We start from the raw sequence: 10,997 nt of genomic DNA, 5'->3' as shown, positions 1-10,997 counted from the left end.
GGTTCAATCCCTCATTGTTTTGTACTTTTTATCACCCTGACCGGATTTCCTGCCACAAAAGTGCCGGGGGGCACATCTTTGGTGACCACGGAACCGGCTCCGACCACCGCACGGTCTCCAATCGTCACTCCCGGAAGGATGGTGGAATTGGCGCCAATCATCACATGATCACCGATATGCACATCCCCCAACCGGTACTCATCAATCAAATATTCATGCGTCAAAATGGTGGTGTTGTATCCGATAATCGTATTTTTCCCGATATGGATTTTCTCCGGATACAAAATATCCATCATCACCATGAAAGCAACCGCCGTGCATTCTCCGATTTCCATGCCGGTCAGCTTGCGATAAAACCACCTTTTCAACCCCATCCACGGCAAATAACGGGCAACCAAGATCACGAGGGTGTTTTTAAACACTTTCCAAAAGGGAACCGTCCGGTACACCTGCCATAATGAATTAGGCCCGCTCACTTTGAATCGTTCCGTCTTGCGCATGTTGTCCGCTTACCCCTTCTCTGTATCCAAAATGCGAAGCAAATCACGCATATCATGCAAATAATAGGCTGGCTCATACTTCTTCAGTTCCTCCGCATGAAGGCTCCAACCCACCGCTGCCGCATCGACCCCGGCGCGCTTGGCCGCCATCAAATCATAGCGGCTGTCTCCAACCATCAATGCCTCCTCCGGAGCCGCCTTTAACTGTTCCAAAGCCAGAAAAATCATGTCCGGAGACGGTTTTGCCTCGGGAGTGTCCCCGATGCAAACGATGGTTTTCATAAACGGGGTCAGTTGAAACAGATCCAATCCTCTTTCCACCACGACCCGCCGTTTATTGGAAACCACCCCCATCACCACACCGGCTTGATCCAACGCTTGCAAAACCTCCCGGACATGGGGAAACGCTTCGGCATATTCATCATGATGCTTGATATTATAGGCATGGTAGGTTTTCACCATCGCTTCGGCCTGATCAGGATCAAAACGGCGCATCTGGTCGAGCAGAGGCTCCCCCATGATCTTCAGCACATCTTCCCGAGTGTACTTTCCCGGACAATGCTGACTGAGCGTATGCATAAAAGAAGCAAGAATCAACGAATTGGTATTGATCAACGTTCCATCCAAATCAAAAAGGATGACGGAATATTTCACGCTTGTTCCACTCCTTCGGGATTTAAGCTTTTTTACTTTCACCGGCCTGCTTTGGGACAGTTCCGCTCATGCGACGCCAAATGATGAGAACCAGCCCCGCCAAGACGCCGATCAGGCTCACCAATTGTGCAATGCGGATGTTCCCCCCGGTTAACATTCCCGGTTCGAACAACAATTGCATCGGGGACCAAAGCCCAGCCAGCAGTTGTTCCAAAAAGCCGGGGCCGGAAAACGCAAGGCTGTCTGTCCGGAGGCCTTCAATGAAAAAGCGGCCCAATGAATACCAGATCAAGTAGGAGAAGAAAATCTCGCCTTGCCGGATGCGTATCTTTCGTAAACCGATCAGCAAAAGGAACCCGGCCAAATTCCAGATCGATTCATACAGGAACGTCGGATGATAGTACACACCGTAAATATTCATCTGCTCTATCAACCATGAAGGCAAATGCAAGCTTTCCAAAAAAGCCCGCGACACTTCCCCACCATGGGCTTCCTGATTGACGAAATTTCCCCAACGTCCGATCGCCTGGCCCAAAATGATACTCGGGGCTACAATATCCGCCATTTGCAAAAATGACAAACCATGCTTGCGCACAAATATGTATCCGGCTGTAAAAGCACCGATCAATCCGCCGTGAATCGCCAGTCCGCCTTTCCAAACGGCAATGATGTCTCCGGGATGCATGGCATAATACTCCCACTCAAAGAGCACATAATAAAGCCGGGCTCCCACGATCGCCGAAGGTAATACCCAGATCATCATATCCAATAAAATATCCGGATCCAGCCCCTGGCGCTTTGCTTCCATTGTCGCCAACCACAAACCCAACATGGCGGCCGTCGCCATAATGATCCCGTACCAATGCACCTGGATCGGGCCGATGGAAAAGGCCACGGGATCAATCACCATGAACGTCATTCCCTTCATCCCCCTTCTTCCCCAAACAGTAATTTCACAGATCCACCCTTCCATTTTGAACAAATTTGGTCTTCATTGTAACCTAAAAATTTTCGCAAAGAAAATCCCTTTCAGATCAAGCGGTTTTCATTCAAAGCAGATTGGCCTGTCCAAAGCAACGTCATAAAAATCCCGGCGGACTTTCCGTGCAGTATTTTTCATTTTTTTATCGAATTATTTATTATGGACATAAAAAGTCTGATTCATTAAAATAGTATACACAAATCATTGGAGGGATTTATTTTGTTGGCGTTCGATTTACACCGAGAAGAAGCAGAACGTTATGATTGTATGGAATGCGGAAACAGCCAAAGTGTGTATATCATGGGAGATCGCGGATTTTGCTCCACTCCCGGATGTTTGTCCAATGATCCCATCCAGTTTGTGTACCTTCCCCATTGGCGCAAGCCGAAAACTTGTCACGCCGATCGCGAAATCACGCTTGAATAATAGATCACAGCCGGCTGCTCCTGACAAAAGAAGCAGCCTCTATGCGTGGTTTGACACCTTTTTGAACGATTCCTCCCCACGCGGCCTCCAACATTGTTCCAGCACCAGACAGATCAACATCCCCACCAGTAATCCGTTGCTCATCAAGGACTGAATCACCGGGGGAAAGTTTTGGAACACTTCGGCAGGAAGAAACATCATTCCCACCCCGGCCGACATGGTGATACCTAAAATCTGAAATCTCCGTGAATCCAGAGCTTCTTTTAACACGCCTTTCAAACCGATGCCGAACATTTGCCCGAAAGAAGCCAGCAATACCGCATAGGCCACCGGGCCCGGCAATTGGGCGAAAAACGAGATGATAGGCGGGATGCATGAAATGGCGACAACCCCGATACAGGCTGCCAGATAAGGACGTCTCCTCTTCTCGCCGGTCATGCTGACAAAGCCGGCGGAAACCGTCAAAGGAACCATTCCGACCGTCGAAAAAAGAGACGAAGCGAGCGTCGCCACCCCGTTGACCGTTCCGGAACGGGACAACAACCCGGATTCCAAGCGATTCTTCCCGGACAACACTTGTTCCATGGCTGACACACTTGCAATCAAATTGGACAAAAGCAACAACACAATCACCAATACGGTTAAAATCATGTTCGGATCAAAGACCGGCGTTCCCCAGGCAAAAACGGACGGAAGGGTGACAAAAGAAGAAAAAGAAACCGGCGCCGCATCATAACCCAACCCTGCAAAACCGGCCCAACCTGCCGCAATGCCGATTAAAACCGCATAATTTTTCATCCAGCCTTTTCCCCAAACGGAAAGAACCCACACCAACACAAAAACCGCCACCGACACGAGCAACAATTTGCCCTCCAAAGCATCACGGCCTTGCCCGATCCCGAACATTCCCTGAAAGAACACACCGCTTAACTGGAGCGACAATAGCATTAAAAAGGACCCGGTCACCAAAGGGGTAAATAAAAACAGGATTTTCGGAAGCAAGCGGAAGGCAGAAATAACGATGATGATGACTCCGGCCAAGATCATCGCCCCTTCCAACACCCGTAAGGTCTCCGAAAGCACGGCTTCACCGGCCCCGGCCATGGTTCCCATCACCGTGAACATGCCGAGCCAGATTCCCGCCGGACCGTCTGCCAAAGGATAACGGTGCCCCAGCCATCCCTGCAAAAAAGAAGTCAATCCGATTACAAAAAAAGTCCGCTGCATCAAGCCGGCAACTTCTGCAGCAGAGAGATGATAAAGCTGGCCGATGACAACGGGGAGCGAAAGGGCATTTGCCAACAAGAAGACCACCCATTGCAAAAAGGAAAAACCCTCTTTCATCCATGCATGTTCATTTTTCATCAAATTTTTCTTCTCCTCCTCCCGGATTCAACCCCATCAATCAAATTCCTCACTGTCATCAATCGCGGAACCCAATTGCTGGACAAATTGTTGTGCGGCATGATAACCCATTTGCTTCAACCGGTAGTTCATGGCCGCCACTTCAATAATCACCGCCAGGTTTCTCCCCGGGCGGACCGGAATGGTCAACTTGGGGATTTCTGTGTCGATAATGCGGATTTTCTCTTCATCCAGACCCAATCGATCGTATTGGCGCTCTTCCTTCCATGCCTCCAAATGAATGGCCAGCGAAATTTTCTTTTTATCGCGCACGGCTCCGGCCCCAAACAGCGTCATGACATTGATGATCCCGAGTCCCCGGATCTCCAGGAGGTAACGGATCAATTCCGGGGCATGTCCGACCAGCGTCCCTTCTTCGGACTGGGTGATTTCCACCGCATCATCGGCAACCAACCGATGGCCGCGCTTCACCAGTTCCAATGCCGTTTCACTTTTGCCGATTCCGCTTGAACCCGTAATCAGCACGCCGATTCCATACACATCCACCAACACCCCGTGCATCGTTGTGGCCGGGGCCAAGTATTTTTCCAGGTAATTGGTCAATTTGCTGGCAAATTTGGTGGTTGCCAAGGAAGTGCGCAAAATCGGCACCTTTTTCTTCTTGGACGCCTGGATCAATTCGGGCGGCACTTCCAACTGCCGCGTTACGATAAAACAAGGGATTTCCGAGTGGCACAACCGCTCCAAACGTTCCTCTCTTTTTTGCCTGGTCAATCCTTCAATAAAGGACAATTCCGTTTTGCCAAGCAACTGCAAACGTTCGACCGGATGATAAGTGAAAAAACCTGCCAGCTCCAATCCCGGCCGGTACAAATCCGCGACGGTCACGGCACGGTCCAATTGATCCCAACCATAAATCACTTCCAGGCGAAACTCTTGTATTAACTTTTCCAGTGTAACCTTTTTACTCATCGTCCGTATCTCCTAACATCCAACCGGCCTTTGATTGCCTTTTTGCCGGCGGACAGTTTTTTATTCTCACGGATGCCGTTCCTCTGCCGGCTTGACTTGTTTCATATCCTAAAATACCTTTTTTTCTGTTTCTTTGTCAAAACGGAAGGAGAGATTTTCTCTCCCGGCGTGACACAGGGAATATCCGGCTTCTTGTCGAATAAAAACCATAAACACGGAAATGGAAGCCGTCAAGGAGGAAACGCGTGATGCGCATAGTGGCTTGGCTCCTGATTCTGGCAGGCGGCATTTTCTTTTGTTACAATATGTATCATTGGCAGAAAGAAGCATCGGTCGTGGAACAGAATGAACAACTGGCGGCATCCATTGCCCCCGACTGGCATGTCCAAACCACGATGCCTTCTTTAAAACAGGGAGTCTCCGTCCCGCCCCCTCCCGTCCGCCAAGGTGAAAAGCTGGGAGAATTGGTGATTCCGAAACTGGGCCGGATTCTCCCGATCGTCAAAGGAACGGATTCCGATTCCTTAAAAAAAGGGGTCGGATTATACCAAGGGCATGGCACGGTTTACCCCGGGGACACCGGGCATGTTGTCCTGTCCGGCCATCGGGACACTGTTTTTCGGGATTTGGGCAAATTGAAAAAAGGAGACCGGTTATACATAAAATACGGGAACTATCTCTTCACTTATCAAATCCGTAAATCTTGGATCACCCACGCCGATGACCGGACCGTGATCGTTCCCATTTCCCGTCCGGTTCTGACCCTGTCAACTTGTTATCCGTTTGATTACGTGGGAGATGCCCCGGATCGGTATATCATCCGGGCTGAATTGATTCAAATTCAAGAAGGTGAAAACAAACATGATCATCGCAGTCGGATCGACCAATCCCGCTAAAGTCGGGGCTGTTGAAGAAGCGTGGCAGGAATTTAACCGGACCGGAACGGTTTTATCCGCTTCCGTTCCTTCCGGGGTTTCAGACCAGCCTTTTTCCGATGAGGAAACCATCGAAGGGGCCATTCACCGTGCACGCCGCGCCAAAAAAGCTTTGGACGCAGCCATCGGAATCGGCTTGGAAGGCGGAGTGACCGAAACGCCTAATGGTTTGTTTTTGTGCAATTGGGGAGCCCTTGTGGATGAAAACGGCCGTGTGCAGCTGGCCGGAGGGGCCCGGATTCCGCTTCCGGATTCATTCAGGACTCCGCTGAATCAGGGAAAGGAATTAGGATGGATCATGGAGGAATATTCCAAACAAAAAGGGGTTCGCCGGGATCAAGGAGCCGTCGGCATCTTCACCAACAACCAGGTGAAACGAAAAGAAATGTTTATCCATGTTTGCAAACTGCTTTTCGGACAATACCAATTTTACAAACATCATTCATAAAAAGGCTTGTGTTTTCCACAAGCCTTTTTATGTTGCCGGTTAATCCGTAAACCAACCCAAAATCCAGTTGGCCACGGTCATGATCAACGCCCCCAAAAATGCGGCGACAAATCCTTCCACTTCAAACCCGTCCACAAAGAAGCTGGCCATCCAAAACATGAACGTATTAATCACAAATGAAAACAAGCCCAATGTCAAAATGGTGATGGGCAAAGTCAACACCTTGATGACCGGCCGGACAATCAGATTGATGATGCTCAGTGCAATCGAGGCGAAAAGAGCGGCTTTCCAGCTTTCCACTTCAATTCCCGAAACCAAATGGGAAGCAAGAAAGACAGCAATGGCGCCCACAACGATTTTTAACAGGATTCTCATAAACATTCTCCTCCTTACTTAATTCATACCCGATTGTTCAAAGATATAAAATGCTTTGTGAACAATCAACCTTTTTCTTGAATCCCCCTCTGTCCCGGATGAGAAGGAGCAAAAGTTATGGAATCCATTCAACCGCCATGGCTGTCTTTTTTTGCAAACGGATCAAGCCGTCCGGAAAAGCCGGCGTCCCGCTTTCCTGTATCACACAAACTTCAGGATGCCATTTCTTCTCCCGTGCATTGGTTCACCATTTCGACCAGTCTTTTCTCCAGTTGCCCGGCAATCCGTTTCACCCGTTCACTTTCCACTTCCTTGGCAAGTTCACTCAGACGTAGAACACCGACACGTACGGTATTTTTTTCTTGATCCCAATAAACCATGCATTTGGCCGGAAGCAAAAATCCACAGTCGGGATGTTCGGTTAACAGCTGTTTCGTCAAGTCGGCGTGAGACAACTCAAGAATGTAATAAGGTTGATTGAACCGGATTCCTTGTTCAAACAATTTTGTGGAAATATCATACTTCCATAATAATCGGAATTTATGTTCGGCAATTTTTTCCTCCAAACGCTTCAGCACCTGTTCCGTCGAAGCGCCTTTCACATCCACGACATATGAATACATCTCTCTCCTCCTCTTTTCAAACCGGTCTTCTTTTCCTATTGTATCATGATTTCTTTCCAATCTTTAATACACTGTATTCATGAATGAATAGAATCATGAAACCGAACACACTCTTTGATCCCTTCAATTGACTAATAATCAATCTCATTTTATAATTATTATAAATTGATATTGACTTTAATATATAGCCGTGCTATTGTAAAAATACAATGAATCAGCCCTTTCCTGCATTCAGGGATCATGCCACGGGTATACTTATCTTTAGGTTCTTCAGCAAGGAGGGGGATGGACTAAATGGATTGCCAACAAAAAATCACATCCGAAGTTGTAGGAAAAATCGAAAATGGTAAAGTGGTCTTATATCATCTTGGAAAAAAAATCGGCCATATTCCGTTGGACGAAAAGCTGCCTCATTTGGAAGAAGGCTATCAGTTCAAAAACGGAGACATCCATTCTTCACTCATCCCACCATCCCAACCTTCGCCTGACTCGTATGAGCGATTGCGATTTGGGATGGTGTTGACATAAAAAAGCAGGGGAAATCATTCCCCTGCTTTTCCTTTTCGCTGTTGCTCCATGACTTGCGAGCCCAGCGCCACAAGACGTTTTGTCATCTCTCCACCTACTGACCCATTGGCACGGGCTGTGGTGTCAGCCCCCAACTCGACTCCGAATTCTTGAGCGATTTCATTCTTCATCTGTTCCAATGATTCTCTGGCACCCGGAACAACAAGCCTGTTTCTTCTAGCCATTCGAATCACTCCTTTGTCGTAAGGTGGTGATGAACGTCTTGCAATATTCAGTTTGTCCGCAATTCCGTGCAATTATTGATTCCTTACTTTGGGGTTGCGGTCTCTTCCCGTTTTGCCAGCAGGGTTTCCATGCGTTTTTTGTCTCTTTCCAAAATCGGCGCCAGGAATTGTCCGGTATAAGATCCTTTGCTCTTGGCCACTTCTTCCGGTGTTCCTTTGGCAACGATCGTTCCCCCGCCGCTTCCGCCTTCCGGTCCCAGGTCAATCAGATAGTCCGCTGTTTTAATCACATCCAGATTATGCTCAATGACGACCACCGTGTCCCCGTTTTCCACCAGCCGCTCCAACACTTTGAGCAACCGCGCGATATCATCGATGTGAAGACCGGTGGTGGGTTCATCCAGCACATATAACGTCCGCCCTTGACTCCGTTTATACAACTCCGAAGCCAATTTCACCCGTTGGGCTTCCCCCCCGGACAATTGCGTGGCCGGCTGTCCCAGTTTGATATACCCCAGCCCCACGTCATAAAGGGTTTGCAATTTCCGTTGGATCCGGGGAATATTCGCAAAGAAATCCAAGGATTCCTCCACCGTCATTTCCAAGACATCCGAAATGCTTTTTCCTTTGTATTTCACTTCCAAGGTTTCCCGGTTATACCGTTTCCCTTTGCATTGTTCACACGGTACATAAACATCCGGCAGAAAATGCATTTCAATTTTAATAATACCGTCCCCGCGGCAGGCCTCGCACCGTCCGCCTTTGACATTGAAACTGAAACGCCCTTTCTTGTAGCCTCTCACCTTGGCTTCCGGCGTGGATGCAAACACTTCGCGGATATCATCAAACACCCCGGTGTACGTTGCAGGATTGGAACGCGGTGTTCTCCCGATCGGAGATTGGTCGATGTTAATGATTTTATTTAAATGTTCGGCGCCTTCGATTTTTTTGTGCTTGCCGGGCACCGTTTTGGCTTTGCCCAACCGGCGCGCCAAACCTTTTAACAAAATTTCATTAACCAGTGTACTTTTTCCCGAACCGGAAACGCCCGTCACACAGGTGAATACGCCGAGAGGAAAGGCAACATCGATATTTTTCAAGTTATTTTCCCGTGCTCCCGACACTTTGATCCATTTGCCGTTCGGCTCTCTCCGCTTCTGTGGCACGGGAATGAAACGGCGGCCGCTTAAGTATTCCCCTGTCAACGATTTTTCATTTTCCATCAATTCCTGCGGCGTGCCGGCAGCAACCACTTTTCCCCCGTGGGCTCCGGCACCAGGACCGATATCGATGATGTAATCGCAAGCCAACATCGTGTCTTCATCATGCTCCACCACAATCAGGGTATTCCCCAAATCCCTCATCTCCTTGAGGGTGGCAATCAAGCGGTTGTTATCTCTCTGATGGAGTCCGATGCTCGGCTCATCCAGAATATACAAAACCCCCATCAATTTGGAACCGATCTGGGTCGCCAGGCGAATCCGTTGCGCTTCTCCTCCCGACAACGTCCCGGCCGCGCGGGACAAACTCAGATAACCGAGTCCCACATTGACCAAAAAACCGAGCCGGCTTTTAATTTCTTTTAACACTTGATAAGCGATTTGGTTTTCCTTGTCCGACAAAGACAGGTTTTGGAAAAATCCCAGTGCCTCTTTGATCGAAAGACGAGTGACCTCATCGATGTTTTTTCCGCCGACGTAGATATGAAGAATCTCTTTTTTCAGGCGGGCCCCCTTGCAGGAAGGGCAAGACTTGGTTGTCATATACGTTTCCAAATACTCGCGCACCATGTCGGAACCGGTTTCTTTAAAACGGCGGTTCAAATGTCCCACCACCCCGTCAAACCGGGCCATGGCTTCCCGTTCAAAACCGCTGTTTCTCACATATCTGAAAGGAAACCGTTCATCGGAACCGTAAAGGAGAATATCCTTTTCCTTTTGGCTTAAATCCTGAAACGGCTTATCCATGTCAATTTGGAAATGGTCGCAAGCGGCTTTCAACAGTTGCTCGTAATAATGATTGCCGTTGGAAGAAGACCAGGGTTCAATCGCTCCTTCATTCAGGGAAAGGGACGGATCGGGAATCACCAGCTGCGGGTCGATCACCAACCGGTTTCCCAGTCCGTCACAAGCCGGACAAGCGCCGTACGGGCTGTTAAAAGAGAACATGCGCGGAGACAATTCCTCAATGCTGAAGCCGCACTCCGGACAAGCCAGCTTGGAACTGAACAACAACTCGTCCCCGCCGATCACATCCACCAACACTTCACCGTCACTGATTGCCAGAGCGGTCTCGACGGAATCCGTAAGCCGCGTGTTCACGCCCGGTTTGACGATGATCCGGTCCACCACCACTTCGATGGTATGCTTTTTGTTTTTCTCCAGTTTGATCTCTTCGGTCAAATCCCGGAGTTCCCCGTCAATCCGGACACGCACATACCCTTGGCGGCTGATATCTTTTAAAAGCTTGACATGCTCCCCTTTTCGCCCTTTGACGACCGGTGCCAAAACCTGAATCCGGGAACGCTCCGGCAATTCCATGATCCGGTCCACCATTTGCTGAACGGTTTGCGATTTAATCTCGATTCCATGCACCGGACAATAAGCATGTCCCACCCGCGCATAGAGCAAGCGCAGGTAATCGTAAATCTCGGTCACGGTTCCGACCGTGGAACGGGGATTGCGGCTCGTCGTTTTCTGGTCGATGGAGATCGCCGGGGACAACCCGTCAATCCCATCGACATCCGGCTTGTCCATTTGCCCCAAAAACTGGCGGGCATAAGCCGAAAGCGATTCGACATAACGACGTTGCCCTTCGGCATAAATGGTGTCAAACGCAAGTGAGGACTTTCCGGAACCGCTCAACCCCGTGATGACAACAAACTGATCACGCGGAATCGTCACATCAATGTTTTTCAGATTATGCACCCGTGCACCGCGAACGACAATCTTTTCTTGCGACATGT

Annotated in this window: 13 protein-coding genes; 4 read left to right on the top strand and 9 right to left on the bottom strand. The window is 49.1% G+C overall.

Annotated features, from left to right (window positions below; all coding sequences use genetic code 11):
- Nucleotides 1-11: 11 nt before the first annotated feature.
- The 3 genes from FA954_RS02290 to lgt are packed head-to-tail and all read right to left on the bottom strand — an operon-like array spanning nucleotide 12 to nucleotide 2,073.
- The gene (locus FA954_RS02290) at nucleotides 12-500 is read right to left on the bottom strand and encodes an acyltransferase (protein WP_138614831.1); all 489 of its coding nucleotides are present in this window, start codon (nucleotides 498-500) and stop codon (nucleotides 12-14) included.
- A 9-nt stretch (nucleotides 501-509) separates the two neighbouring features.
- Entirely contained in the window at nucleotides 510-1,154 is a 645-nt protein-coding gene (ppaX, locus tag FA954_RS02285) for a pyrophosphatase PpaX (protein WP_049720666.1), read from the bottom strand.
- Between the two features lie 22 nt (nucleotides 1,155-1,176).
- On the bottom strand, nucleotides 1,177-2,073 hold the full coding sequence (lgt, locus tag FA954_RS02280; RefSeq protein WP_049720667.1) for a prolipoprotein diacylglyceryl transferase: 897 nt from the start codon (nucleotides 2,071-2,073) through the stop codon (nucleotides 1,177-1,179).
- A 285-nt stretch (nucleotides 2,074-2,358) separates the two neighbouring features.
- Here lgt and FA954_RS02275 point away from each other — a divergent pair, with 285 nt between their 5' ends.
- The gene (locus FA954_RS02275; RefSeq protein ID WP_131470896.1) at nucleotides 2,359-2,562 is read left to right on the top strand and encodes a hypothetical protein; all 204 of its coding nucleotides are present in this window, start codon (nucleotides 2,359-2,361) and stop codon (nucleotides 2,560-2,562) included.
- A 39-nt stretch (nucleotides 2,563-2,601) separates the two neighbouring features.
- Here the strand turns inward: FA954_RS02275 and FA954_RS02270 are convergent, their stop codons facing one another.
- Both FA954_RS02270 and hprK read right to left on the bottom strand, forming a co-directional pair.
- On the bottom strand, nucleotides 2,602-3,927 hold the full coding sequence (locus tag FA954_RS02270) for a purine/pyrimidine permease (RefSeq protein WP_121874333.1): 1,326 nt from the start codon (nucleotides 3,925-3,927) through the stop codon (nucleotides 2,602-2,604).
- 36 nt (nucleotides 3,928-3,963) lie between these two features.
- The gene (gene hprK, locus FA954_RS02265) at nucleotides 3,964-4,899 is read right to left on the bottom strand and encodes an HPr(Ser) kinase/phosphatase (protein ID WP_037993293.1); all 936 of its coding nucleotides are present in this window, start codon (nucleotides 4,897-4,899) and stop codon (nucleotides 3,964-3,966) included.
- Between the two features lie 248 nt (nucleotides 4,900-5,147).
- Between hprK and FA954_RS02260 the strand changes: the two genes are divergently transcribed.
- Nucleotides 5,148-5,795, top strand: a complete 648-nt coding sequence (locus FA954_RS02260) for a class D sortase (protein WP_049720668.1) — start codon at nucleotides 5,148-5,150, stop codon at nucleotides 5,793-5,795.
- Nucleotides 5,761-6,282: a DUF84 family protein gene (locus FA954_RS02255; protein WP_037993292.1), complete on the top strand. Its 522-nt coding sequence runs from the start codon at nucleotides 5,761-5,763 to the stop codon at nucleotides 6,280-6,282. The genes FA954_RS02260 and FA954_RS02255 overlap by 35 nt, the downstream gene beginning before the upstream one ends.
- 39 nt (nucleotides 6,283-6,321) lie before the next feature.
- Here FA954_RS02255 and FA954_RS02250 read toward each other — a convergent pair whose 3' ends face one another.
- Both FA954_RS02250 and FA954_RS02245 read right to left on the bottom strand, forming a co-directional pair.
- Complete coding sequence (locus tag FA954_RS02250; RefSeq protein WP_037993291.1) at nucleotides 6,322-6,657, bottom strand: phage holin family protein; 336 nt, start codon at nucleotides 6,655-6,657, stop codon at nucleotides 6,322-6,324.
- Between the two features lie 212 nt (nucleotides 6,658-6,869).
- The gene (locus FA954_RS02245; RefSeq protein WP_049720669.1) at nucleotides 6,870-7,280 is read right to left on the bottom strand and encodes a DUF302 domain-containing protein; all 411 of its coding nucleotides are present in this window, start codon (nucleotides 7,278-7,280) and stop codon (nucleotides 6,870-6,872) included.
- 294 nt (nucleotides 7,281-7,574) lie between these two features.
- Here FA954_RS02245 and FA954_RS02240 point away from each other — a divergent pair, with 294 nt between their 5' ends.
- Nucleotides 7,575-7,808, top strand: coding sequence for a DUF2553 family protein (locus FA954_RS02240; RefSeq protein WP_138614830.1), 234 nt, complete (start codon nucleotides 7,575-7,577; stop codon nucleotides 7,806-7,808).
- Between the two features lie 14 nt (nucleotides 7,809-7,822).
- On the opposite strand, the gene FA954_RS02235 is transcribed toward FA954_RS02240, so the two are convergent.
- Both FA954_RS02235 and uvrA read right to left on the bottom strand, forming a co-directional pair.
- Nucleotides 7,823-8,032 carry an alpha/beta-type small acid-soluble spore protein gene (locus FA954_RS02235; RefSeq protein WP_037997788.1) on the bottom strand — a complete coding sequence of 70 codons (210 nt, stop codon included), beginning with the start codon at nucleotides 8,030-8,032 and terminating at the stop codon, nucleotides 7,823-7,825.
- A gap of 83 nt (nucleotides 8,033-8,115) precedes the next feature.
- A complete protein-coding gene (gene uvrA, locus FA954_RS02230; protein ID WP_138614829.1) occupies nucleotides 8,116-10,995 on the bottom strand; it encodes an excinuclease ABC subunit UvrA in 2,880 nt (959 codons plus the stop codon).
- Nucleotides 10,996-10,997 lie beyond the last annotated feature (2 nt).

This window comes from Thermoactinomyces vulgaris (assembly GCF_005886755.1).
Taxonomy (GTDB): Bacteria; Bacillota; Bacilli; order Thermoactinomycetales; family Thermoactinomycetaceae; genus Thermoactinomyces; species Thermoactinomyces vulgaris.
The sequence above is the reverse complement of the archived record's forward strand: the minus strand, read 5'-3'. Positions and strand labels throughout refer to the sequence as shown.

What these genes read in the sequence shown, in the direction of transcription:
- FA954_RS02290 (WP_138614831.1), bottom strand. Translation starts at nt 500, where the DNA reads ATGCGCAAGACGGAACGATTCAAAGTGAGCGGGCCTAATTCATTATGG.
- lgt (WP_049720667.1), bottom strand. Translation starts at nt 2,073, where the DNA reads ATGACGTTCATGGTGATTGATCCCGTGGCCTTTTCCATCGGCCCGATC.
- FA954_RS02270 (WP_121874333.1), bottom strand. Translation starts at nt 3,927, where the DNA reads ATGAAAAATGAACATGCATGGATGAAAGAGGGTTTTTCCTTTTTGCAA.
- hprK (WP_037993293.1), bottom strand. Translation starts at nt 4,899, where the DNA reads ATGAGTAAAAAGGTTACACTGGAAAAGTTAATACAAGAGTTTCGCCTG.
- FA954_RS02260 (WP_049720668.1), top strand. Translation starts at nt 5,148, where the DNA reads ATGCGCATAGTGGCTTGGCTCCTGATTCTGGCAGGCGGCATTTTCTTT.
- FA954_RS02255 (WP_037993292.1), top strand. Translation starts at nt 5,761, where the DNA reads ATGATCATCGCAGTCGGATCGACCAATCCCGCTAAAGTCGGGGCTGTT.
- FA954_RS02250 (WP_037993291.1), bottom strand. Translation starts at nt 6,657, where the DNA reads ATGAGAATCCTGTTAAAAATCGTTGTGGGCGCCATTGCTGTCTTTCTT.
- FA954_RS02245 (WP_049720669.1), bottom strand. Translation starts at nt 7,280, where the DNA reads ATGTATTCATATGTCGTGGATGTGAAAGGCGCTTCGACGGAACAGGTG.
- FA954_RS02240 (WP_138614830.1), top strand. Translation starts at nt 7,575, where the DNA reads ATGGATTGCCAACAAAAAATCACATCCGAAGTTGTAGGAAAAATCGAA.
- FA954_RS02235 (WP_037997788.1), bottom strand. Translation starts at nt 8,032, where the DNA reads ATGGCTAGAAGAAACAGGCTTGTTGTTCCGGGTGCCAGAGAATCATTG.
- uvrA (WP_138614829.1), bottom strand. Translation starts at nt 10,995, where the DNA reads ATGTCGCAAGAAAAGATTGTCGTTCGCGGTGCACGGGTGCATAATCTG.